Annotated in this window: 18 protein-coding genes; 3 read left to right on the forward strand and 15 right to left on the reverse strand. The window is 65.6% G+C overall.

Translation table 11 applies throughout. The features are described from left to right. Window positions 1-64: 64 nt before the first annotated feature. The 9 genes from AB4099_RS24930 to AB4099_RS24970 all read right to left on the reverse strand — a co-directional run bounded on the left by AB4099_RS24930 (window position 65) and on the right by AB4099_RS24970 (window position 9,187). Window positions 65-934 carry an ABC transporter permease gene (locus AB4099_RS24930; RefSeq protein ID WP_113517823.1) on the reverse strand — a complete coding sequence of 290 codons (870 nt, stop codon included), beginning with the start codon at window positions 932-934 and terminating at the stop codon, window positions 65-67. Next, entirely contained in the window at window positions 931-1,875 is a 945-nt protein-coding gene (locus AB4099_RS24935; RefSeq protein ID WP_441480024.1) for an ABC transporter permease, read from the reverse strand. Before AB4099_RS24935 ends, AB4099_RS24930 begins: the two co-directional genes overlap by 4 nt. A 769-nt stretch (window positions 1,876-2,644) precedes the next feature. After that, on the reverse strand, window positions 2,645-3,013 hold the full coding sequence (gene mnhG / locus AB4099_RS24940) for a monovalent cation/H(+) antiporter subunit G (RefSeq protein ID WP_441480025.1): 369 nt from the start codon (window positions 3,011-3,013) through the stop codon (window positions 2,645-2,647). Beyond that, window positions 3,010-3,291 carry a K+/H+ antiporter subunit F gene (locus AB4099_RS24945; protein ID WP_113517826.1) on the reverse strand — a complete coding sequence of 94 codons (282 nt, stop codon included), beginning with the start codon at window positions 3,289-3,291 and terminating at the stop codon, window positions 3,010-3,012. Before AB4099_RS24945 ends, mnhG begins: the two co-directional genes overlap by 4 nt. Then, on the reverse strand, window positions 3,288-3,773 hold the full coding sequence (locus tag AB4099_RS24950) for a Na+/H+ antiporter subunit E (RefSeq protein ID WP_441480026.1): 486 nt from the start codon (window positions 3,771-3,773) through the stop codon (window positions 3,288-3,290). Before AB4099_RS24950 ends, AB4099_RS24945 begins: the two co-directional genes overlap by 4 nt. Further along, complete coding sequence (locus tag AB4099_RS24955; RefSeq protein ID WP_441480115.1) at window positions 3,770-5,407, reverse strand: monovalent cation/H+ antiporter subunit D; 1,638 nt, start codon at window positions 5,405-5,407, stop codon at window positions 3,770-3,772. Before AB4099_RS24955 ends, AB4099_RS24950 begins: the two co-directional genes overlap by 4 nt. Then, window positions 5,404-5,745, reverse strand: coding sequence for a Na+/H+ antiporter subunit C (locus tag AB4099_RS24960; RefSeq protein WP_113517829.1), 342 nt, complete (start codon window positions 5,743-5,745; stop codon window positions 5,404-5,406). Before AB4099_RS24960 ends, AB4099_RS24955 begins: the two co-directional genes overlap by 4 nt. After that, window positions 5,736-8,642, reverse strand: coding sequence for a monovalent cation/H+ antiporter subunit A (locus AB4099_RS24965; RefSeq protein WP_441480116.1), 2,907 nt, complete (start codon window positions 8,640-8,642; stop codon window positions 5,736-5,738). The genes AB4099_RS24960 and AB4099_RS24965 overlap by 10 nt, the downstream gene beginning before the upstream one ends. Further along, entirely contained in the window at window positions 8,642-9,187 is a 546-nt protein-coding gene (locus tag AB4099_RS24970; protein ID WP_441480027.1) for a GreA/GreB family elongation factor, read from the reverse strand. Before AB4099_RS24970 ends, AB4099_RS24965 begins: the two co-directional genes overlap by 1 nt. A gap of 630 nt (window positions 9,188-9,817) precedes the next feature. On the opposite strand from AB4099_RS24970, the gene AB4099_RS24975 reads away from it, so the two are divergent. The 3 genes from AB4099_RS24975 (at window position 9,818) to purU (ending at window position 13,998) form a co-directional block, all read left to right on the forward strand. Further along, the gene (locus tag AB4099_RS24975; RefSeq protein WP_162768391.1) at window positions 9,818-10,588 is read left to right on the forward strand and encodes a DeoR/GlpR family DNA-binding transcription regulator; all 771 of its coding nucleotides are present in this window, start codon (window positions 9,818-9,820) and stop codon (window positions 10,586-10,588) included. Between the two features lie 73 nt (window positions 10,589-10,661). Next, complete coding sequence (locus AB4099_RS24980; RefSeq protein WP_441480028.1) at window positions 10,662-13,091, forward strand: GcvT family protein; 2,430 nt, start codon at window positions 10,662-10,664, stop codon at window positions 13,089-13,091. 4 nt (window positions 13,092-13,095) lie between these two features. Further along, entirely contained in the window at window positions 13,096-13,998 is a 903-nt protein-coding gene (purU, locus tag AB4099_RS24985; protein WP_441480029.1) for a formyltetrahydrofolate deformylase, read from the forward strand. Between the two features lie 259 nt (window positions 13,999-14,257). On the opposite strand, the gene AB4099_RS24990 is transcribed toward purU, so the two are convergent. The 6 genes from AB4099_RS24990 to phnA all read right to left on the reverse strand — a co-directional run bounded on the left by AB4099_RS24990 (window position 14,258) and on the right by phnA (window position 22,855). After that, the gene (locus AB4099_RS24990) at window positions 14,258-15,922 is read right to left on the reverse strand and encodes a Na/Pi cotransporter family protein (protein WP_441480030.1); all 1,665 of its coding nucleotides are present in this window, start codon (window positions 15,920-15,922) and stop codon (window positions 14,258-14,260) included. Between the two features lie 176 nt (window positions 15,923-16,098). Next, entirely contained in the window at window positions 16,099-17,814 is a 1,716-nt protein-coding gene (locus AB4099_RS24995) for a putative 2-aminoethylphosphonate ABC transporter permease subunit (RefSeq protein ID WP_441480031.1), read from the reverse strand. Further along, on the reverse strand, window positions 17,811-18,902 hold the full coding sequence (locus AB4099_RS25000; RefSeq protein ID WP_441480032.1) for a putative 2-aminoethylphosphonate ABC transporter ATP-binding protein: 1,092 nt from the start codon (window positions 18,900-18,902) through the stop codon (window positions 17,811-17,813). Before AB4099_RS25000 ends, AB4099_RS24995 begins: the two co-directional genes overlap by 4 nt. A 124-nt stretch (window positions 18,903-19,026) precedes the next feature. After that, window positions 19,027-20,046, reverse strand: a complete 1,020-nt coding sequence (locus AB4099_RS25005; protein WP_113517837.1) for a putative 2-aminoethylphosphonate ABC transporter substrate-binding protein — start codon at window positions 20,044-20,046, stop codon at window positions 19,027-19,029. Between the two features lie 102 nt (window positions 20,047-20,148). Then, window positions 20,149-21,600: a phosphonoacetaldehyde dehydrogenase gene (gene phnY, locus AB4099_RS25010; RefSeq protein ID WP_441480033.1), complete on the reverse strand. Its 1,452-nt coding sequence runs from the start codon at window positions 21,598-21,600 to the stop codon at window positions 20,149-20,151. Between the two features lies 1 nt (window position 21,601). Next, on the reverse strand, window positions 21,602-22,855 hold the full coding sequence (phnA, locus tag AB4099_RS25015) for a phosphonoacetate hydrolase (RefSeq protein ID WP_441480034.1): 1,254 nt from the start codon (window positions 22,853-22,855) through the stop codon (window positions 21,602-21,604). Window positions 22,856-22,865: the final 10 nt, after the last annotated feature.

Consider the following 22,865-nt stretch of genomic DNA (forward strand, 5'->3'; position numbering starts at 1 on the left):
CTCCTTGGTCTTGCAATGGGTGCCGCCAGTCGCCGGGCGCGGTTTTTCTTCGGGGCGGCTTCGGTCATCGTGACTGGGTCCGTGGGTCGGAGGCATCGCGCAGGGCGTCGCCGAGCAGATTGAGCGCCAGCACGGTCACCAGGATGGCCAGGCTCGGAAACACTGCGAGCCACCAGGCGTCGAGGATGTTCTCGAAGCCCTCGCGGATCATACTGCCCCAGGTCGCGGTGGGCGGGGGGACGCCGAGCCCGATGAAGCTGAGGGACGCCTCCGTGCGGATCGCCGACGCCAGCCAGAGCGAGCTCATCACGACCACGTCCGACATCATGTTCGGCAGGATATGGCGCGTCATGATCCGGACCGGTCCGCAGCCATAGGAGCGGCAGGCCTCGACGAAATCGCGCTCGCGCAGCGAGATGGTCGGAGCCCGCGCGACGCGCGCAAAGGGCGCGATCTCGGTGACCGCGATCGCGATGATCAGGTTTTCCAGGCTGGCGCCCAGCATGGCGGCAATCATCAGGCCAAGCAGCAGGGTCGGGAAGGCGAGCATGACATCGAGGACGCCCATCACGATCTGATCGAACAGGCCGCCGACATAGCCGGAGATCACGCCGATCGTCGTTCCGACCAGCATGGCGACCACGATCGCGGCGAAGCCGACGAAGAGCGAGACCCTTGCCCCGTAGATCAGGCGGGACAGGACATCGCGGCCATAGCTGTCGGTGCCGAGCCAGTATTCGGCGGAGGGCGGTTCGAGGCGGGCGGCGATGTTCTGTTCCAGCGGGTCGTAGGGCGCGAGCCAGGGGGCGAGCAGCGCGACCAGGACGATCAGCGCCAGCAGGGCGAGCCCGATCCAGGCCAGCCTGTTCTGCGAGAGCGCGAGCCACAGGCGGCCGGGCCTGCTTTCCAAGGAAGGAGCCGCAGCGTCGCTCATGAGTATTTCACCCTGGGATCGACGAGGCCATAGGCCAGGTCCGTCAGCGTGTTCACGGCGATGACGCAGATGGCGAAGATGATCATCAGCCCCTGAAGCAGCGTGTAGTCGCGCGAGTTGAGAGCGCCGAGGATCAGCTTGCCCAGCCCGGGGCGGTTGAAGATGATCTCGGTCAGGACCGAATTGCCGATCAGCGTCCCGAAATAGAGACCGACCACCGTGATGATCGGGATCAGGCTGTTGCGCAGCGCGTGCCGGGCGACGAGCCGGACCGGGCCGACGCCCTTGGCGCGGGCGGTGCGGATGTAATCCTCGGTGAGGACACCCAGCATCGCAGCGCGCGTCACCCGCATGACATAGGCAGTCATGATCAGCCCGAGATTGAGCGCCGGCAGCGCCAGGCCGCGCAGGTGCTCGGCGAAGCTCTGACGGCCGCCGGAACCGCCGAGCACGGGGAACCAGCCGAGCTGGATTGCGAACACGATCAGCATCAGGATGCCGGAGACGAAGGCGGGAAAGGACAGGCCGATCAGCGAGACGACGCGTGAGACGTAGTCGATCCAGCCGTTGCGGCTGAGTGCCGCCGCCACGCCCAGAGGCAGGCCGAAGAGGAGGCCGATCGCGATCGCGGCTGCCGTCAGCTCGATCGTCGACGGCAGCACCTGCCCCACTTCCTCGATGACGCTGCGACCGCTGCTCAACGACTGACCGAGATCGCCACGGGCGACGTTGAGCAGGAACGAGACGTATTGGACGTAGACCGGCTGGTCGAGGCCGAGCTTCGCCCGGAGCGCGGCGAGCGAGGCCGCACTGGCCTGGTCGCCGAGAACCACCTGGGCGGCATCGCCGGGAACCATCCGCACGAGGACGAAGATCGCCGTCAACATGACCAGCAGCGTCGGGATGGCGAACAGCAGGCGCCTGAGGACGAAGCTCGTCATGGTGATGGATTGATCTTGGTCGAAGGCTGCGACCCGATGGAAAACAGCGGTCCGCGCCCCGGTCGCGAGAGCAACGCCACGGTTTGAATCTCGCCGATGGCGCCCGGAAAAAGCATGAGGCTTCGCGGCCCGGCCGTTGGGGATGAACACGCCCTTGGCGCATGCCCGTTCGTGATCAGCGGTTCCAAAATCGATCCATACCTGAGCTTGCACCGTGGCAGCGAACTTAGGAGGGGAGTCGATTATTCGTCAAAGTCGTTTTTCTGCCTAAGCCATTCCGCAAAGCTATGGCATCCGCCAGTTGCTTTCTGCCCTGGCGACCACGCTCCGATGCTGATTTTCAGCGGAATTGGGATCCCGCAAATCAGCCGGATCGTGATTCAAGACCTCCGGCCGGGCTGCGATTGAACCCGGCCATGCCCGTTCGCTTGCCAAGCGCGAAACGACGACATGTGGCAGATTGGGATGGCTTCTTCCGCCGACCAGGATCTTTGGCGTCGTTTCCATGATCCGCGACATCGCTGCGCGACGGCATCGCATCGTCTTCGACAGTCTCGAAGGACAGGAATCGATCAGCGTCGAGGAGCCGGCCCTGTCGTTCGTGAGACGATCTGGCGCGGCTCAAGGCCTTGTCGGCCGCCGGTCGGCGCTTTGCTGGTCGGCGACGACGCCACCGCATCGATCTTTCGCGCCGCGCCGGGCTCTGGCCGATAGTGTCTTGCTGCATCCACGGCAGCGCTGGCCGCCGGTTCCAGTTGCGATGCTGCCCCTATCCACCGTGAGTGCGGCGCAGGAGCGAGCGCGGAGGCGCCTCTCGGTTTCCCTCCGTTCGGTCGCGATAGAGGGCCGCGCGGGCGAGCAGCATCAGGGTGACCGGCGTCGTGACGATCATGAAGACGCCGATCAGGAGTTCATGCACCACGGGCCGGGAACCCAGCACCGAGAAGCAGACAATGGACGCGAGCCCGATCGCACCCGTCCCCCAGCTCGTGCCCAGCGTGGGGGCATGAACGCGCTCGAAGAACCTGCGAAAGCGCAATGTTCCGATGGCTCCGAGGAGTGTCAGTCCGGAACCGAGGAGGACCAAAAAGGCCGTCAGCAGGGCCGCCCAGGCGGGGAGGTTCTCGGCGTGGGTCATTCGATCACCTCGCCGCGCATGAGAAATTTGGCGAGCGCGATGCTCGATACGAAACCCAGTACTGCGATGATCAGCGCCGCCTCGAAATAGATCGCGCTTCCCGAGCGGATGCCGATCGTCAGCACCAGGAGCATGGCGGTAACATACATGGCGTCCAGGCAGAGGACCCGGTCCTGCGCTCGCGGCCCCCGGATGACCCTGTAGGCGTAGCACCCCATGGCAGCGACGAGCATGGCCTGGGCGGCCGTCACCGACCACAGGAGGATCGCGGCCGTCATTCGAAAATGTCCATCAGCAGCGCCTCATAGCGGTTCTTGATTACGGCGATCCATTCAGCCTCGTCGGAGAGGTCGAGGACATGGAGCAGGAGCACGCCGGACTCGGGGGCATATTCAACCCAGGCCGTCCCCGGCGTGCTGGTCACGATGCAGGCCAGCACGGCCAGCGCCGTCTTGTCGCGCAGGTCGAGCGGTATGGCGACGAAGCCCGCGACGCGGTCACGACGATCTCCTCGGATGATGATGCTGGCGACGGCGATGTTCGATCGCAGGATGTCCAGCGTGACGATTCCCAGAAGCTTCGGAAGCAGCTGCCATCGCCTCAGCCGGGGCTTCGATGGATGAAGCGCCGCCATCGCACGGGAGGCTCCGATCGCGACGGCCGTCCCGACGAGGAATTGCCCGGTCGAGAAAGAGGTCAGCAGGAGCCACATCAGCAGCAGCGCCGCGGTGAGAAGCGGATAGGGCAGAAGGCGGTTCATCGCGCACCGCCCGGCGGATGCCCCGTCCCCAGTACGCTCTGGATATAGGTCGACGGGGCGTGAAGGGAACGGGCCGCAGCCTCCGTGTAACTGAGCATCGGACCGCCCCACACGGCCAGGACCGCGCAGAGGGCCAGCAGTGCGACGATCGGCGCGACCTCGACCATGACCACGCGCGGAACGAGTTCCTCGAGGGGCGCCCAGAAGATCCGGACGCCGCTGCGCATCATGGCCACAAGGGTCGCGAGGCCCGACAGGATGACCACCGCAACCAGCAGCCAAATACGCCCCGGGATCTCGGCGACAGAGCCCAGTCCGTCCGGATTCAACAGGCCCGTCAGCATCGCGAACTTGGCGATGAACCCCGATAGCGGCGGCAAGCCCGCGAGCAGGAGCGCGACGCATCCGAACGAGACGCTCAGGATGGCGAGCGCCCCCGGTACGGTCACGCCGACCTCCTGATCCTCGTGCTCCTCGCGCTCGTCGGTCTCGTCGCCATATGCTTCCATGGTGACGGACAGCACGTCGGCCGCCGGTTCGCGCGTCCGCTCGACCAGCTCGATCAGCAGGAAGAAGGCAGCGACGCTGAGGCTCGAACTGACGAGGTAGAACAAGGCGCCCGACACGACCGCAGTGTTGCCGATGCCGACCGCCGCGAGCAGGGTCCCCGAGGAGATGAGAACGCTGAAGCCCGCGAGCCGGCCCAACGCCTGGGACGAAAGCACCCCGGATGTCGCGAAGAGGATCGTCGCCATCCCGCCCCAGAGCAGCACCGTTCCGCCGAACCCCGCCGTGGCCCCGGCCTCGGGTGCAAAAAGCAGCAGGGAGAGGCGCAGAAGCACATAGGTGCCGACCTTGGTGAGCACGACGAAGATCGCGGCAACGGGGGCGGCCGCCGCCATATAGGCGGAAGGCAGCCAGAAGCAGAGCGGCCACATGCCGGCCTTGACCAGGAACGCGATGCCAAGGATCGCGGCGCCTGTGTGAAGGAGCGCGCGGTCCTCTGCGGACAGTCCCGGGAGGCGGACGGCGAGGTCTGCCATGTTCAGCGTTCCGGCGGTCCCGTAAATCAGGCTGACGCCGATGAGGAAGAGAAGCGAAGCGGCCAGGTTGATCGCGATATAATGGAGGCCGGCGCGCACCCGGAACGCGCCCGATCCGTGCAGCAGCAGGCCGTAGGACGCCGCCAGCGTGACCTCGAAGAAGACGAAAAGATTGAAGAGGTCGCCCGTGAGGAACGCGCCTGCGAGCCCCATGAGCATGAACTGGAAGAGCGTGTGGAAATGTGGCCCGGCCCGGTCCCAGCGCGCCGTCGAGAAGACGAGCGCGGCGACCGCCAGCGTGGATACGAGGGCGAGCATCAGCGCCGACAACCGATCGAGCACGAGCACGATGGCAAACGGCGCTGGCCAATTGGCGAGGGCATAGGATGAGGAAAGGGCGCCGCCTCCGTCGACAACCCCATCCGCCAGTCGCATCAGGGCGATCGCCGTCACAAGGAGCAGCACGCCCGACGCGATGCTGAGAAACGCCTTCAGCGTATGGCGCAGCTCGTCGATCAGCAGGAGAGCCGCCCCCGTGATCAACGGGAGCAGGATCGGGACGATGAGAAGGTGTCTCGTCCAGTCCATCAGTTCGGCTCTCGCCCGTCGACGTGATCGTTACGGGTCAGCCCGCGGGCGACGAGCAGCACCACGAGGAGGAGCGCGGTCGTGGCAAAGCCGATCACGATCGCCGTGAGCACGAGCGCCTGCGGAACCGGGTCGGCCAGAGCCGCCGGATCGCCTGCGCCGCCAGGGCCGAGCACCGGGGCTGCACCGACCCGCAACCGGCCCATGCTGAAGATGAAGAGGTTCACCGCATAGGCGAGGAGCGAAAGGCCGATGACGAGCTGATACGTCCGTGGACGCAGGACGAGCCAGACTCCCGATCCGGTGAGCACGCCTATGGCGATCGCAAGCGTCAGTTCCATCGCTGGCGCTCCTCTTCAAGACGGGCCGCGCGCAGGCGGCGGATGGATTGGTGGGCGATCGCGATCAGCATCAGAACCGTCGCCCCGACCACGACGCCGAACACGCCGAGATCGAACAGGGTCGCGCTCGCCAGGGGAACCTTCCCGACGATCGGCAGCTCCAGATACCGGAAATACGAGGTGAGGAAAGAATCGCCCAGGAGCATCGAGGCCGCCCCGGTGAACGCCGCCAGCAGGAGGCCGCCGCCGATCCAGGCAACGGGAAGGATGCGCAGCCTGTCCTCGACCCAGACCGTGCCCGCCGCCATGTATTGCAGGATGAAGCCCGCCGCCATCGCGACGCCTGCGGCGAAGCCACCCCCCGGAGCGTCATGACCGCGCAGGAAGAGATAGGCGGCCAGTACGATCACGACCGGGAACATCCACTGCATGATGACGGACGGCACGTAGAGATATTCCGCCTTGGTCGCTCCGACCTCCGTGTCCGGCTCAGCCTCGTCATTGGAGCGCTGGATGCGCTGCTGCTCGGGCCTCTCGATGCTGTCCGGTGCGGGGCGGAAACGCCGGAGCAGCGCGAAGACGGTCAGTGCCACGACGGCGAGGACCGTGATCTCGCCGAGCGTGTCGAAGCCGCGGAAATCGACGAGAATGACGTTGACGACATTCAGGCCGCCGCCTTCGCTATAGGCCTTCTCGACGAAGAATTTCGCGATCGAGTCCGGTGGCGTCCGCGTCATCACCGCGTAGGAGATCGCCGTCATGCCCAGGCCTGCGACGACGGCGATGGCAAGGTCCCGGAAGCGGCGCAGGCGCGGTCGCCAGCCTCCCGGTTCGGGCACGTCCAGCGAGCGCTTGGGCAGCCACCGCAGACCGAGCAGGATGAGCACCGTGGTCACGATTTCGACGACGAGCTGGGTGGCAGCAAGGTCCGGCGCCGAAAGCCAGACGAAGGTCAGGCAGGTCACGAGCCCTGTCCCGCCGAGCAGGGCAAGGGCCGCGAGCCGATGGAACTTGGCCTGATAGGCGGCTGCGACGGCGCAGATCATGCCGACGGACCAAAGGCCGGTGAAGGCGAAATCCGTCGTCCCATTGCCGAGAGGACCGAAGGAGAGGCCCGAAGCGAGCAGCGGAACGGCCCCTGCGGCGACGGCCACCGCCACCAGAAGGCGCATCTGGGGCTGAAGCCGATTGGTGCCGAACGCGCCCTCGAACAGATGCGCCCATCGCCACGAAATCGCGACCATGACCCGCTCGAAGATGCGCTGTCCCTGAATCCGACCAAAAAGCGGAGGACGCTCGGAACGTTCGAGGTAATCGCCGGCGACGCGATACAGCAGCACGCCAGCGACCAGCGCGACGATGCTCATCGCCAGGGGAAGGTTGAAGCCGTGCCACAGAGCCAGGCTGTATTCCGGCGCGGCGCCACCGAGCACGGACGACACGGCAACGTGCAGGAACGGGCCGATGGTTTGGGCGGGCATGATCCCGACCACGAGACAGGCGACGACCAGGAACATGACCGGGAACCGCATCCAGAACGGCGGCTCGTGGGGTTCCCGGGGAAAGCTCTCGGGCGGCGTTCCCAGGAAGATCGAATGGATCAGCCGTAGGGAATAGGTAACGGCGAGCGCGCTGCCGAGCACGGCCGCGTAGGGGGCGGCGGTGTCCAGCCAGGAATCGGCGTGGGTCTCAACGGCTTCGGCGAAGAACATCTCCTTCGACAGGAAGCCGTTCAGCAGCGGTACGCCAGCCATGGCGGCGCAGGCCACCATCGCCAGCGTGCCGGTGATCGGCATGTACCGGAACAGTCCGGAGAGCCGCCTCATATCGCGCGTGCCGGTCTCGTGGTCGATGATGCCGGCCGCCATGAACAGCGATGCCTTGAACGTCGCGTGGTTGAGCATGTGGAAGATGGCCGCGCCGGCGGCGAGCGGGCTGCCGAGGCTGAGCAGCAGCGTGATCAGGCCCAGATGGCTGATCGTGGAGTAGGCGAGAAGTCCCTTCAGGTCATTCTGGAACATGGCGAGGTAAGCGCCGAGCACGAACGACGTCATTCCCGCGATGCCGAGGATCATGAACCATTCCGGCGTACCGGAGAGTACCGGCCACAGCCGCGCCATGAGGAAGACCCCTGCCTTGACCATGGTGGCCGAATGCAGGAACGCCGATACGGGCGTCGGCGCCGCCATGGCGTTGGGTAGCCAGAAATGAAAGGGAAACTGCGCGCTTTTCGTGAGCGTGCCGAGGAGGATCAGCAGAAGCGCCGGGACGTATAGAGAGTGCGACCGGATGAGGTTGCCCGATCGGAGGACGTCGTCGAGGTCGTAACTGCCGACGATATGACCGACGATCAGCACGCCACCCAGCAGAGCGAGGCCCCCCATGCCCGTGACGGTCATGGCCATTCGGGCGCCGTCGCGCGCCGCCTGGCTCTGCTGCCAGTAGCCGATCAGCAGGAAGGAAAAGATGCTGGTCAGTTCCCAGAACACGACCAGGAGCACCAGGTTGCCCGAAAGGACCACCCCCAGCATCGATCCCGTGAACGCCAGAAAGAACAGATAGAAGCGCCGGACCGGATCGTCGGCGGACATGTAATACCGGGCGTACATGACGACCAGGAGGCCGATACCGCTGATCAGAGCCGCAAAGATCCAGGCGAAGCCGTCCATTCTCAGGGTGAAGTTCAGCCCGAGAGAAGGGATCCAGTCGATCTGAAGCCGGACGGCCTCTCCGCCGCTCACGGATGGGTAGAGCGACAAGGTCACGATGAGGCAGGCCAGCAAGGTGAGACCGGTGATCCAGGTCACCGGTTCGCGGGAGGCCCCCGGAGACAGGACCACGGCCAGACTGGCTACGAAAGGCAGAATGAGGATCAGCAGTAGCGGGGAAAGTTCCATCATTCTCCTTTGCCTGGGAGGCGTCGTCCGTTCTTAGGCCATCGAGGCTGATCCGCCAACGACGAGCGGGTCGCAGGCGCGTTCGAGGGGGCCAGCCCTCGGACGATTCCCGACGTCGTCATAGGGTCGACGGCCAGGACGTCGACCCATGGCGGCGCGCGAAGGTCGGCCCCGATTATCGGGATTCGATCGCCCACCGAAAGTCCAAGCAATGTGATGCCCAGAGGGGTGATCACCGATATCTCCGCTGGCGGCCACATTTCGTCTGCGGGATCGATCAAGCGTCGGCGTTCGGGCTGTCCCGTGCCCCCGACACGATAGGTGACGAAGCCATCCAGCAAGACCGTTTGCTCCGGCATATCGTCCGCCTCACGCCACTCGGCGCGGTCCAGCTTGCGGAAAAGCGCGGACGCGAGCGGATGAATCTGCTCCTCGAGCAAGCGCGCCAGTTCTTGCAGCCGCGCATAATCGCCGGCAGGAAGCACGGCGACCGGTCGTTTCAATGTGAAAATCATATTTGCCACCAGCGGGTTGCAGGCAGTCATGAGGGAAATGTCTGAATGGGTTGCCGCTCTGTGGCCTGCGCAAACCCGGTACGCGGGAACGCGAGCCTCTGCCCGGACCGGGCCGCGACGCAGCCGGGTCGGGGTCAGTCCCCCGTGATGGGGCACGCCCGCTCGAAGAGAAGAGTAAGGGAATCGATCCGCATGAGATGTACGTGGAATGTCGTAGTCCCGAAGTCAAGCGAGACGATTACGGTATGTACTAAGTTTTATCCCTGCGAGGGTGAATAAGAACTTTTATTAACGCGGACGCTCTTCGGTGTCGCTGGGAGTGATTTCTCGGTTAAGTAAGTTTATGGCTCTTTTATATTATGAATTCTCTGTGGTTGCGCGCTTTCGCGCGGGCGGGGGCTTCAGCTCACTCGATTCCGTCGTCGCCTGCCATGTTCTTCAAGGATGTCGAGGAGCCTGAGCCATCGAAGCTCGGCTGGAAACAGTCGATATCCTCAACTGATGAAAGTCGCGGGGGCACAGTGTGCGGAGGCAAAGCTTGTCCGGCCGGGCTGCGATCGAACCCCGGCCGTGCTCCGTTCGATTGCCAAGCGCGAATCGACGACATGTGGCAGATTGGGATCGCTTCTTCCGGCGATCAGGATTTTTGGCTTCGTTTTCATGACCCGCGACATCGCTGCGCGACGGCATCGCATCATCCTCGACAGTCTCGAAAGACAGGAATCGATCAGCGTCGAGGAACTGGCCCTGTCGCTCGACGTCTCCCGCGAGACGATCCGGCGCGACCTCAAGGCCTTGTCGGCTGACGGGCTGCTCGCGGTCGTTCACGGCGGAGCAATCCGGGCCGAGCGTTCGGAAGCATCCTTTGCCAGCCGCCGGACCGTGAACCGTGCAGGCAAGGAACTGATCGCCACTCTCGCCGCCTCCATGCTCGGCGATGGCATGACCATTCTGCTCGATTCCGGCACCACGACCGAAGCGGTGGTGCGCGCGCTGGCGCGAACGGACCGAAAGCGGCTGGTCGTGCACACCACTTCGCTCGAGAACGCGCGGCTGGCCAGCCGGCTGTCGGGTGCCCGCGTCTTCCTGATCGGTGGCGAATTCGACCCCAACGAGGATGCGACCTCGGGCACGGAGGCCCTGCGGGCGATCGCGCGCCTCTCGGCTGATGTCTCCTTCGTCAGCGTCGGCGGCGTCGATGCGGAGGGGCGGCTCACCGACTACACGCGCGCCGGAGCAGCCATCCGGAGCGCGCTGCTCGGCGCCGCCGAGCAAGGCTTCCTGATGGCCGACAGCAGCAAGTTCGGCCTTGTCCTGCCGAGCCGGATCGGCGGAGACGAAGCTTGCGCGGGCCTGCTGCTCGACCGGCTTCCGCCGGACCCGATCACTGCCAACCTGACGAAGAACGGGGTTCGTCTGTTCGTTTCCTGATTTTGCCCGTTTTGTGGTTTTTTGTTGTTTTGTGGATTTGAGCTGCTAGGCTGCCTCCATCGCGGAGGCGCTCATGTCCATTCCCACCCAATCTCGTGTCGTCATCATCGGCGGCGGTATCGTCGGCTGTTCCGTCGCCTATCATCTGACCAAGCTCGGCTGGCGCGATGTGCTCCTGCTCGAGCAGGGGCGCCTGTCCTCCGGCACCACCTGGCACGCGGCCGGTCTGGTCGGGCAGCTGCGCAGCCAGTCGAGCATGACGCGCCTGATCCGCTATTCCACCGAGCTCTACGGGTCGCTGGAGCAGGAGACCGAGCTCGCCACGGGCTGGAAGCGCTGCGGCTCGGTTTCGGTCGCTCGCACGCCCGAACGCATGACGCAGCTGCGCCGGACCATTTCGGCGGCGCGCGCTCAAGGGGTGGAGATCGAGGAGCTGAGCCCTAAGGAGGCCGGCGAGAAATGGCCGGTGATGCGCACCGACGATCTCGTCGGCGGCGTCTGGCTCCCCGGAGACGGCAAGGCGAACCCGTCCGACATCACCCAGGCGCTGGCGCGCGGCGGCCGTAGCCGCGGCGCAATCGTGCGCGAAGGCATCCGCGTCACCGCCATCGAGACTGAGAAGGGCCGGGTGAGGGCGGTGCAGACCGACCAGGGCCGGGTCGAATGCGAGGTCCTGGTCATCTGCGCCGGGCAATGGTCACGCGCGGTCGGCCAGATGTGCGGCGTCTCGGTGCCGCTGCATTCGGCCGAGCACATGTACATCGTCACCGACAAGATCGAGGGCGTGACGCCGGACCTGCCGGTGATGCGCGATCCCGATGGCTACACCTATTACAAGGAGGAGGTCGGCGGCCTCGTCATGGGCGGCTTCGAGCCCGATGCGAAGCCCTGGGGCATGGACGGCATCCCCTATCCCTTCGAGTTCCAGCTCCTGCCCGATGACTGGGACCAGTTCGCGATCCTGATGGAAAACGCGCTGCAGCGCGTGCCGGCCCTGGAAACGGCGCAGATCAAGACCTTCCTCAACGGTCCCGAGAGCTTCACGCCGGACAACAACTTCCTCCTGGGCGAGGCTCCGGAAGTGGCCGGCATCTATGTGGGCGCCGGCTTCAACTCGATGGGGATCGCGTCCGCCGGCGGCGCCGGCAGCGCACTGGCCGAATGGATCGTCGCGGGCGAGGCCACGAGCGATCTCTGGCCCGTCGACATCCGCCGCTTCGCGAATTTCAACAACAATCCGGCCTGGTTGAAGGATCGCATCAAGGAGACGCTCGGCCTTCACTACGCCATGCCCTGGCCGAACCGCGAACTCGATACCGCAAGGCCCTTCCGCCGCTCGCCGCTCTATGAGCGCCTGGCCGCTAAACAGGCTGTCTTCGGCTCCAGGATGGGCTGGGAACGCGCGAATTATTTTGCCCGCACCGAGGATGAGCGCACGATCCGCTATTCCTTCGGCCAGCAGAACTGGTTCGAAACGGTCGCCGCGGAGCATCGTGCTTGCCGCGAGGCGGCCGGGCTCGTCGACATGAGCAGCTTCGCCAAGTTCCTGCTGCAGGGTCCGCAGGCCGAAGCGGCCTTGCAGCGCCTCTCCGCCAATGATGTGGCGGTTCCGGTGGGCAGCTCGGTCTACACGGCCTTGCTCAACGCGCGCGGCACCTTCGAAAGCGACCTCACGGCCGCCCGCATCGCGCCCGACACCTACCTGCTCCTGACCGGCACCGCCCAGGCGACGCGCGACGCGCACTGGATCAGGCGCCAGCTCCCGGAGGGAGCAACGCTGACCGACGTGACATCGGCCTATGCCGTGCTCTCGCTGGCCGGCCCGAAGGTCGTCGAGATCCTCGCTCGCGTCTCGCCCGTCTCCTTCGATCCCGTCGATTTCCCGGCCAACGCGATCCGGCAGATGACCATCGGCTATGCCACGACCTGGGCCTGCCGCCGCTCCTATCTGGGGGAGGGGTTCGAACTCTACGTGCCGGCGGAATTCGCAGCCGCGATCTACGATCTGCTGCACGAGGCCGGCGCCGATCTCGGGCTCGTCGATGTCGGATATTATGCGGTCGACTCGCTGCGCATCGAGAAGGGCTTCCGCGCCTGGGGCCGCGAGCTGACGCCGGACATCAATCCCTACGAGGCCGGCCTCGGCTTTGCCGTGAAGCTGAACAAGGGCGATTTCATCGGCCGCGACGCCCTCACCATCGCCCGCGCGGCGCCGCGCACCAAGCGGCTGGTCGCGCTTGTCGGCCCCCGTCCGAACGGCCAGATGGCCTGGGGGGGCGAGGCGATCCTGGCCGATGGCAGGCCGGTCGGCGAGATCACCTCCGCGGCCTTCGGCGCAAGCGTCGACGGCATCGTCGCGCTCGGCTGGGCCCAAAGCGATGAGCCCATCGACCAGGCCTGGCTCGACGCGCGCAACTGGACGATCGATCTCGCGGGTACGGCGATACCCGTGACGGCGAGCCTGGCTGCACCGCTCGACCGTTTGCAGGCGCGCGGAGCCTGAGGGGATGACCGATCTCACGCCGCTCGCCCCCGCCATTCCCAGGGACATCGTCCTGCGCAAGCCCGCCCGTGTCCTCAACCTCTCCTGCGAGGACCGGCCCGGCATCGTGCATGCCGTCAGCGGCGTGCTCTATCGGCACGGCTGCAACATCCTGGAAAGCGCGCAGTTCAGCGACCCGCGCGACGCCCGCTTCTTCATGCGCGTCGCCTTCGCCGCCGGCGACCGTTTCGACGACACGGCCTTTCGACGCGAGTTCGACGGCGTGGCCGGCACCTTCAAGATGAGCTGGGAGGCGGTCGACACGGCCCGCCCGGCCCGCGTCCTGCTGATGGTGTCACGCTTCGGCCATTGCCTGAACGACCTGCTCTTCCGCCAGGCGACGGGGAATCTCAACATCACGATTCCCGCGATCGTCTCGAACCACCGGGATTTCGAGCCTCTGGCGCAGAATTACGGCATCCCGTTCCACTATCTGCCGGTCACGACGGAGACCAAGGCGGAGCAGGAGGCAAGGCTGCTGGAGCTGGTTGCACAGACCGATGCGTCGCTGGTCGTGCTCGCCCGCTATATGCAGGTGCTCTCCAACGATCTCTGCCGCGCGCTCGACGGGCGGGCGATCAACATCCACCATTCCTTCCTGCCGAGCTTCAAGGGCGCCAAGCCCTACCATCAGGCCTATGACCGCGGCGTGAAGCTGATCGGCGCGACGGCGCATTACGTGACGCCGGATCTGGACGAGGGCCCGATCATCGACCAGGACGTCGCGCGCGCCGATCATTCGCTGGCTCCCGACGATCTCGTCAGTGTCGGGCGCGATATCGAGGCGGTCGTGCTCGCGCGTGCTCTGCGCCTGCATGTTGAGCGGCGGGTGATGCTGGCCGGCCGGCGGACCGTCATCTTCCGCTAGAACGTCCCTCGAAAATCGGATTCACCTGCAATCCTTTAGCGCTTTGTCTTCACGCAGTTCCGGAGGCAAAGCCGCGACGCAGTCTTGTGGGAATTGCTCCAGGAGCCCCTCCATCACGCCGGTTCTGGGCGGCGTCGCCGATAACGGTCACCATGCTGCTGGTAAAGTCGGCCGGGTGCGGGAACGGGATGATTTCATCGCATCCAAACAGAGCGCGGGCCGTAAGTGCTTTCACTCGGCCGCCTTCAGTGCGCTGCCTTCACTCGGCCGCCCGCATCAGGCGGCTTCCCATCAGGGCGCCGCGCTGTTCGAGAAGTCCGTGCACGGTGGCGGCGATATGGGCGTCGATGCGCTTCAGATCCCGCGCGATATCAAGCTGCAGCGCGCTGACGATCACGGCCTCGCGGCTGCCGGTGCGCATCTCCGCGAGATGGGCCTCGATCGCTTCCCGCTCCAGCTCGCGGAAGGTTTCCTTCTCGCGCACGATCCGGCGCGCGGTCGCTTCGTCCTGCGAGATGAAGACTGTGAGCGCCAGGCGCAGATGATCCCGTAACCGGTCATGGGTATCGGCGATGCGGGCAAGCGCGTCCTCGGGCAACCGGCGCTGGTCGCGGATGCGCTTGCCGGCCATCTGCATCAGGTTCTTCTCGATGATGTCGCCGATATGCTCGAGATTGATCGCCAAAGTCAGCACCTCCGAGAGCCGGTGCTCGTCGGATTGCGACAGCGTCTCGTGCGCGATCGCGCCGACATAGAGCTGGATCTGGTTATAGAGGTTGTCGAGCACGTCGTCGGCCCGGCTGACCTCGGCCACCCGGGCCGGGTCGTCGCCCCTGAACGCCGTCAGCGACGTCTTCAGCATCCCGTCGACGACATCGGCCATATGCAGCACTTCGCGGGTCGCGTTGGCGAGCGCGAGCGTCGGCGTGGTGAGCGCCGCGGCATCGAGATAGCGCGGGCGCGAAGGGTCCGCTTCCGGCGCGGGATCGGGCAGGAGGCGCGTCAGGACGCCCGCGAAAGCCGGCAGCGGGACAAGGAAGAGCGCAGCCATCACGATGTTGAAGCCAAGGTGGAACAGCGCCGCCGTTTGCGCGGGATGGCTCGCGAACCGCTCCGCAAGCGGTGTGAGCACGGGCAGGAGCAGCAGGCCGGCTGCACAGCCCAGAAGGCGGTTGGCGAGGTTGCCAACCGGCACGCGCCTGGCCGCGGCATTGCCGTTCATCGCCTGGACGAGCGGATTGAGCGCCGTGCCGAGATTGCAGCCCAGCACCATCGCCAGCATGGTCTGGGTTCCGACGACCCCGGTCGCGGCAAGGCTCATCACGACCAGGATCGCCGCAAGCGAGGAATGAGCGGCAAAGCTGAGCACCGCGGCCAGGAGCAAGGCAATCAGCGGATCGCCCGAGAGCGCGCCGAGAACCGTGCGCAGCACCTGCGAGTGCTCGACCGGCGCCATCGTGCCCTGCATCAGGCGCAGGGACAGCAGCATCAGGCCCAGCCCGAACAGCGCCTTCGCCATTTCATTGGCGGCCAGCCGGCCAAAGCGACGCATGCCGAGATAGCCGACGAGGAGCAGGAGCGGCACCATCATGCTGGTGTCGAAGCCGACGAGCTGGACGATCAGCGTCGTCCCGACATTGGCGCCGAGCATCATCGCCAGGGCCGGCGCCAGCGCGATCAATCCGGCGCCGGAGAACGAGGCGATCATCATCGCGGTCGCCGTGCTGGATTGCAGGCCGGCCGTCACCAGAAGCCCCGCGCCGAAGGCACGCCAGCGACTGTCGAGACCTGTCGCCAGCAGCGCGCGCAACCGGCTGCCGAAGGCGGCCGTGACCCCCGCCGTCACCAGCTGCACGCTCCAGAGCAGCAGGGCGACCTCGCCGGCGAGCGCGAGCAGGATCTGGGTCGGCGTCTGCCCTGTCATGATCGCGTTCTCCCGCGCGCCGCTAAAGCATCGGCCCGAAAAGTGGATGCCGGTTTTCGGGAAAACCGATGCGCCGCTAGAGCATCGGCCCGAAAAGTGGATTGCGGTTTTCGGGAAAGCCGATGCGCCACAGAAGGCTGGATCATCGGACCGGATGCGATATCCCGCCCGACGATCTAGCGTTGCCGCCAGTGCTGCAGGCGGCCGAAGACCAGACGGTCGAGGCCGGCATGGGCGAGTTTCACGGCAATGGCCGTGAACATGATGATGCTCGCCATGCCGGCCGCCGAGGCCATGGCGCCCGCCTCATCCATATGCACGATCGCGATCGAGGCGAGCTTGGTGTCGGCGCCATAGAGGAAGATCACGGCCGAGACCGTGGTCAGTGCGTTGACGAAGACATAGACCGCGATGTCGAGGATCGCCGGCATGCAGATCGGCGCCGTCACCCGTCGGAATGTCGACCAGAACGGCACCTTGAGCGAGGCCGAAACCGACTCGAACTCGCTGTCGAGCTGCTTCAGGCTCGTCAGCGCGGTGATGTGCCCGACCGTGTAGAAATGGGCGATGGTGTTGATCACGAGGATCGTCAGCGTCCCGTAGAGGAAGCCGAGCGGATTCCACCCCGCATTGAAGAAGAAGACATAGCCCAGGCCGAGCACCAGGCCGGGCACGGCCATGGGCAGCATCGCCAGGAACTGGGCGAAGGCGCGCAGCCGCGGGTAGAGCTTCACCTTCTCGATCAGATAGGCGCCGATGAAGATCAGCGCCGTGCCGATCACCGCCGTCAGGGACGCGAGCAGCAACGAGTTGCCATAGGTCTTCCAGCCATCCGGCTCGACCGCGGCGAAGTTGTAATTGCTCAAGGTCAGGGACAGGTTGTAGGGCCAATATTTGACGAAGGAGCCCCAGAAGGCGATCGCGTAGGGGCTGACGATCGCGAAGGCGATCACGCCGACGAAGCCGAGCAGGGCGAGATCGCGGCGCCGGTCAGGGCGCGGCACATAGGGAACGGCGCGGGCCGAGAGCATGGCGCCCTGGCGCCGCTGCACCACGCGGTCGACGAAGAAGGCCAGCACCGCCGGCACCAGCAGGATGATGCCGACCACGGCGCCCATCGGGAAATTCTGCTGGCCAACGACCTGCTTGTAGGCGTCGGTCGCCAGCACGTTGAACTGCCCGCCGATCACCTTGGGAATGCCGAAATCGGTGATGACCAGCGTGAAGACGACGAAGACGGCGCTGATCACGCCATAGCGCGCGCCGGGAAGGGTGATCGTCCGGAAAATCCGCCAGCGCGAGGTACCCATCGCGTCGGCCGCTTCGCGCAGCCGGCCGTCCGAAAGGGCGAGCGCCGTGACGAGGATCAGCATGGCGTGCGGAAAGCTGTAGAGCGTCTCCGCTGCGATGATGCCGACCGGGCCGTAGAGCGAGGCGCCCATCATCCAGGACTTGAGCAGCCCCTGGTTGCCGAAGACATAGATCAGCGCGAGGCCCGACAGCAGGGACGGGGCGAAGACAGGGATCATTGCCGCCGCATAGAAGACGCCCTTGGCGGGAATGCAGCTGCGGCGCAGCGCATAGGCATAGAGAAAGGCGAGCGGCACCACGATGACCGTGGTCGCACTGGCGACCGCGAGGCTGTTGAGCAGCGAGAAGAACAGCGTCGGCGTCGTCGCATAGCTGACGAAATTCGCCAGGCCGACGAAGTTCCCGTGCGTGTCCTCGAGACTCTTGGAGAGCAGGGCCCAGAGGGGCAGGGCGATGATCAGGACCAGCACCGCGCAGAGCGCGACGATCAGGACCCCGGCGACATGGCGCTCGCTGATCCGCACCGGCGCCACCTTCACGGACGCATCGATCATCGTCAGCCGTGGTGCGAGGTCGCTCATCGTGCGCCCCCCGCAAAGACATGCAGGGCCTCGGGCGGAAAGGCGACGGTGCAGACCTGTCCCGCCGTGATGCCGAGATCGCGCATCGCATTGGTCGAGAAATCGGCCGCGATCCGGGTCGAACGGGAACTTGTCGGCTCCAGATGCGCCCGGCAGTAGGAACCGAGGAAAGCGAGGTCCCCGATCCGCGCTTCGAAGCGGTTCGGCGTATCCTCCCCGATGCTGCGGGTGCGAACCTCTTCTGGCCGCATCGCCAGCCGCACCGGCGTGCCCACGGCGAAGGGGGTGGCATTGGCGACGAGCAGGTCGAGTTCGTCGACACGGACCCGGCCCGGCCCGGTCACGATCGCATCCATGAAGGTCATATGCCCGACGAAATCGGCGACGAAGGGCGTGGCAGGGCGCCGGTAGATCTCCTCGGGCGTACCGACCTGCTCGACGCCACCGTCCCGCATCACGACGATGCGGTCGGCCATCGCAAGCGCCTCCTCCTGATCATGCGTCACCATGATCGTGGTCACGCCGAGCCGCTGCTGCAGCGAGCGCATTTCATCGCGCAGGCGCACGCGGACCTTGGCGTCGAGGGCCGAAAGCGGCTCGTCGAGCAGCAGCAGCTCCGGCGAGGTGGCAAGCGCGCGCGCCAGCGCCACGCGCTGCTGCTGGCCGCCCGAAAGCTGGATCGGATATTTCTTGCCCTGCTCGGGCAGGCCGACCAGCGTCAGCAATTCCTCGACGCGGCGGGCGATCTCGGCGGACGAGCGACGCCGGTTGACGAGGCCATAGCCGATATTGTCGGTGACGGTGAGATTGGGGAAGAGCGCGTAGGATTGGAAGACGATCCCGAAATCGCGCTCCGACGGGCTGGCCCGCGACACGTCGCGCCCGCCCATGAGGATGGTGCCGCCATCCTGCTGGTCGAGGCCGGCGATGGCCCGCAGCAATGTCGTCTTGCCGCAGCCCGACGGCCCGAGAAAGCAGACGAACTCGCCGCGGCTTATGTCGAGATCGATATCGTGCAACGCCCGGAACGCGCCGTAATTCTTGGAGAGGTCGCGGATCGAGAGGAACGGGGGGGCAGTCGTGGACATCGGGACCGACCTTCATCTGAACAGGCAGTGATCAGGCTCGCCGGCAACGGCGAGGCCGCACGCTTGGCGTCTTGCACAGACCATGCCGCCGGCCGCTTGCGTGGGCCGACGGCCTGGCAAAGGCTCAGTTCTTCGGCGCCGACTTCGACTCGTAGCGCTTCGACCATTCGGCGAGCACGCGCTCGCGATTATCGGCCATCCAGCTGAGGTCGTTCTTGATCATCCCGGCCTCGGCATTGACGGGATAGTTGGCCGGCTTGTTCTCGACACCCGGCGCAGCCACGATGGCGTAGGTCTGCGAATAGAGCTCGTTCGCCGCCTTGGTCGTCGACCAGTCGGCGATCTTCTTGGAGACGGCGAGGTTCTTGCTGCCCTTGACGATGGCGCTGGCTTCCATTTCCCAGCCCACGCCCTCCTTCGGAATCACGACCTCGATCGGCGCGCCCTTGGTCTTCTCGGATGCGCCGCGCATGTCGAGCGCCAGACCGATGGTGCGCTCGCCGCGGGCTGCCTGCACGCAAGGCGCGGAACCGGAATGGAGATAGGCGCCGATATTCTCGTGTAGCCCGTCCATGAACTTCCAGCCTTCGGCCTCGCCCATGCTCTGCAGCCAGCCGGCGACCATCAGATAGCCGGTGCCGGAGGAGGCTGGGTGGGGCATCACGATCTTGCCTTTGAACGCCGGGTTGAGCAGGTCCTTCCACGAGGCCGGCACGGGCACGCCCTTGGCCTCGGCCGTATTGTAGCAGACGACGCCGAGATAGGCGTCCATGCCTGTCCAGGTATAGGGACTGTTGGGATCGCGGAAGACCGGCTTCAGCGCATCGGCGCCGGCCGGCTTGTAGGTTTCCAGCAGCCCGGCCTTCTCGAACATGAGCAGGCTGGACGCCGCGAGCCCCATCACCATGTCCGCCCGCGGATTGTCCTTTTCGGCCAGGAAGCGGGCGGTGATGACTCCGGTGGAGTCGCGGACCCAGACCACCTCTGCCTCCGGCACGGCCTTCTCGATCGAGGCCTTGAACGGTCCGAGCTGGTCGTTCTCGAGAGCGGTGTAGATCGTTACCTTCGTTTTCTGCGCCAGGGCGACGCCGGGAATTGCGAGCGCGAATGCCCCGATGACGCAGGAAGCAAGCCAGTTCTTCATGTTCTCATCCCCTCGTGGTGATCGATTAGAGCGCTCTTTCGGCGTTTTCCCCTGAGATACTAAAACGCAGGCGGATCGCTCCGCCTGCGCTGGTCTTCTTCGTCATGCGGTCCAGGGCAGGGACCAGGTCTTGACGTTGGTGAAGCTCTTCATGGCTTCGACGACGCCCTCCTTGTAGCCGAGGCCTGAATCCTTGATGCCGCCGAAGGGTGACATCTCGATGCGGTAGCCGGGAACCTCCCAGAGGTTGACGGTGCCGACCTCGAGCTCCGCGACGAAACGCTGGATATAGTCGAAGCGGTTGGTGCAGACGCCCGAGGACAGGCCATAGGCCGTGGAATTCGAGATCCGGATGACCTCGGCGATGTCGTCGGGCACGCGGATGATCGGGATCACCGGGCCGAAGGTTTCCTCATGCACCAGCTCGCAGGTATAGGGGATGCGGTCGACCACGGTCGGATGGAACAGCGCACCCTCGGCCCGCTTGCCGTAGAGCACCTCGGCGCCCTTGCTCACGGCGTCGTCGACGCGGGCCTGGAAGAGCGCGGCCGAGCGGGCGTTGATGACGGTGCCGACATCGGTCGCCGGATCCATCGGGTTGCCGCATTTCAGCTTCTTCGCCTTCTCGACGACCAGCTTGGCGAAGGCGTCGGCGACGCTCTCGACCACCAGGATGCGCTTCACCGCGGTGCAGCGCTGCCCGGAATTCTTGGTCGCACCAGTGACCGCGAGCTCGGCCGCCTTGTCGAGATCGGCATCCTCCATGACGATCAGCGGGTCATTGCCGCCAAGCTCGAGGACGATGCGCTTGTAGCCGGCGGTGTTGGCGATGTGCTTGCCGACGCGCACCGAGCCGGTGAAGGTCACCAGATCCGCATCGGGATCGGTGATCATCGCATCGCCCATGGTCGAGGGGTTGCCGGTGACGACCGAGAGCATCTCGGGCGGCAGGCCGGCCTCGTAGAGCACGTCGGCCAGTGCGAGCGCGGTCAGCGGGGTCAGTTCCGTCGGCTTCAGCACGAGGCGGTTATTGGTGGCGATTGCCGGCGCCAACTTGTGGCTGACCATGTTGAGCGGGTGGTTGAACGGCGTGATCGCCGAGATCACGCCGAGCAAGGGCTGTCGCGTCGTGAAGATCTTGCGTGCCTTGCCGTTCGGCGAGATGTCGCAGGAGAACATCTCGCCATCATCCTTGATGGTGAGCTGGGCCGCAAACGACCAGACGTCATAGGCGCGGCTCGCCTCGTAGAGCGAGTCCTTCCAGCACAGCCCGGCTTCGGCCGTGATCAGCCGGGCGAACTCTTCCTTGCGGTCGCGCAGCAGCTCGGCCGTCTTCTGCAGGATCTGCTGGCGCTCATAGCGGGTCAGCGTCGGCTTGAAGGCGCGCGCCTTGGCGAAGGCCTCGCGGACATGCTCGGGCCGCGCCGCCGGCACCAGGCCGACGACGGAATTGTCGTAGGGGTTGCGGACCTCGACCATGTCGTCGGTCGAGACGAGCTTGCCGGCGATCCGCATCGTCTCGCGGCGCACGGGCGGATTCACATTCGCGTTCATCTCAGAGCACCAGATTGAGGGCGACGTCGAAGACGTCGAAATTGCGGAGCGTGCGCCCCTCCGGCACGGAGATCGGCCGGTTGGCGATCATCGGCACGCGCTGCTCGGTGATGCCGCCATGCGAGCGCAGCGGCTCGGTCAGCCCCGAGAGATCGTGCCGCTCCGGCGAGGTGCCGATCACCTTCGAGCGCGTCGAGATCGCGACCACGTCGCCGATCCGGTCGGCCGGCAGCTCGAAACGCTCACAGGCCTCCGCCGCGGTGACCGCGAGCGCGATGCCGTCGATGCCTGAGATGCGGGCCGCAACCTCGGTCTGGTCGGCGCCCTCGGGCAGGTAGACCGTGGCGAAGGAACCGAGCGCGCCGTGATGCACGACATAAGGGTCGGTGATCGGCAGGATCACGCGCATCGTGCTCTTGCCATACCATTCGTCCATCAGCGTTTGCAGATAGACCACGTCCGGCTCGCCATTCGGCAGGTGCTTGTCGTTCATGCCGTGGTCGGCGGTGATGACCAGCGTGCAGCCGAGCGCATCGAGCCTGCCGACATAAGAGTCGAACATGGCGTAGAACGCGTCCGCCGTCTCGGAGCCCGGCGCCGCCTTGTGCTGCACATAATCGGTCGTCGAGAGATACATCAGGTCCGGCTTGAAGCTTTCCAGCAGCTTGACGCCGGCCGCGAAGACGAACTCGGAGAGATCCGCCGAATAGACCGAGGGGACCGGCATGCCGACGAAGGCGAGCACCCCGTCGATGCCGTTCTCTGCCGGGTTGGCCTTGTCGGCCTTCTCGGAGGAGAAGGCGATCGCCGTGCCGCTGGTGAAGTCGAGCCCCTTGCCCAGCAGGGTGCGCAGCTTGTCCTTCGCCGTCACCATCGCGACCTTGAAGCCTGCCTTCTGGAACTCCGCCAGGATGGTCGGCGCCCGCAGGAAGCGGGCATCGTTCATCATCACCTCTTCCTTGGCCTCGCGGTCATAGAAGAAGTTGCCGGCGATGCCATGGACCGCCGGCGGGCGGCCGGTGATGATCGAGAGATTGTTCGGGTTGGTGAAGCTTGGGATCACCGAATAGGCATGCGTGCTGGCGCCAGCCCGCATGATCCGGTCGAGATTGGGCGTCAGGCCCTTGGCGCTTGCGGCCTCGATATAGGCCGGCTCCGAGCCGTCCATGCAGATCACGACCGTCGCACGCTGCGGCCGGGCATAGGCCCGCCCGTTCGCCACGACATCCGACCCGACCTTTGAATGCATGTTCATCATCTGCTCC

The sequence above is a fragment of the Allobosea sp. 2KB_26 genome, assembly GCF_052115715.1.
Classification (GTDB): Bacteria; Pseudomonadota; Alphaproteobacteria; order Rhizobiales; family Beijerinckiaceae; genus Allobosea.

Bases quoted from the DNA above. Each gene is read 5' to 3' on its own strand.
- phnY (WP_441480033.1), bottom strand. From the start codon at position 21,600: ATGAACGCGAATGTGAATCCGCCCGTGCGCCGCGAGACGATGCGGATC.
- AB4099_RS24935 (WP_441480024.1), bottom strand. From the start codon at position 1,875: ATGACGAGCTTCGTCCTCAGGCGCCTGCTGTTCGCCATCCCGACGCTG.
- AB4099_RS24930 (WP_113517823.1), bottom strand. From the start codon at position 934: ATGAGCGACGCTGCGGCTCCTTCCTTGGAAAGCAGGCCCGGCCGCCTG.
- AB4099_RS24945 (WP_113517826.1), bottom strand. From the start codon at position 3,291: ATGACGGCCGCGATCCTCCTGTGGTCGGTGACGGCCGCCCAGGCCATG.
- AB4099_RS25005 (WP_113517837.1), bottom strand. From the start codon at position 20,046: ATGAAGAACTGGCTTGCTTCCTGCGTCATCGGGGCATTCGCGCTCGCA.
- purU (WP_441480029.1), top strand. From the start codon at position 13,096: ATGACCGATCTCACGCCGCTCGCCCCCGCCATTCCCAGGGACATCGTC.
- AB4099_RS24970 (WP_441480027.1), bottom strand. From the start codon at position 9,187: ATGACTGCCTGCAACCCGCTGGTGGCAAATATGATTTTCACATTGAAA.
- phnA (WP_441480034.1), bottom strand. From the start codon at position 22,855: ATGAACATGCATTCAAAGGTCGGGTCGGATGTCGTGGCGAACGGGCGG.
- AB4099_RS24950 (WP_441480026.1), bottom strand. From the start codon at position 3,773: ATGAACCGCCTTCTGCCCTATCCGCTTCTCACCGCGGCGCTGCTGCTG.
- AB4099_RS25000 (WP_441480032.1), bottom strand. From the start codon at position 18,902: ATGTCCACGACTGCCCCCCCGTTCCTCTCGATCCGCGACCTCTCCAAG.
- AB4099_RS24975 (WP_162768391.1), top strand. From the start codon at position 9,818: ATGACCCGCGACATCGCTGCGCGACGGCATCGCATCATCCTCGACAGT.
- AB4099_RS24960 (WP_113517829.1), bottom strand. From the start codon at position 5,745: ATGGAACTGACGCTTGCGATCGCCATAGGCGTGCTCACCGGATCGGGA.
- mnhG (WP_441480025.1), bottom strand. From the start codon at position 3,013: ATGACCCACGCCGAGAACCTCCCCGCCTGGGCGGCCCTGCTGACGGCC.
- AB4099_RS24965 (WP_441480116.1), bottom strand. From the start codon at position 8,642: ATGGAACTTTCCCCGCTACTGCTGATCCTCATTCTGCCTTTCGTAGCC.
- AB4099_RS24995 (WP_441480031.1), bottom strand. From the start codon at position 17,814: ATGAGCGACCTCGCACCACGGCTGACGATGATCGATGCGTCCGTGAAG.
- AB4099_RS24980 (WP_441480028.1), top strand. From the start codon at position 10,662: ATGTCCATTCCCACCCAATCTCGTGTCGTCATCATCGGCGGCGGTATC.
- AB4099_RS24990 (WP_441480030.1), bottom strand. From the start codon at position 15,922: ATGACAGGGCAGACGCCGACCCAGATCCTGCTCGCGCTCGCCGGCGAG.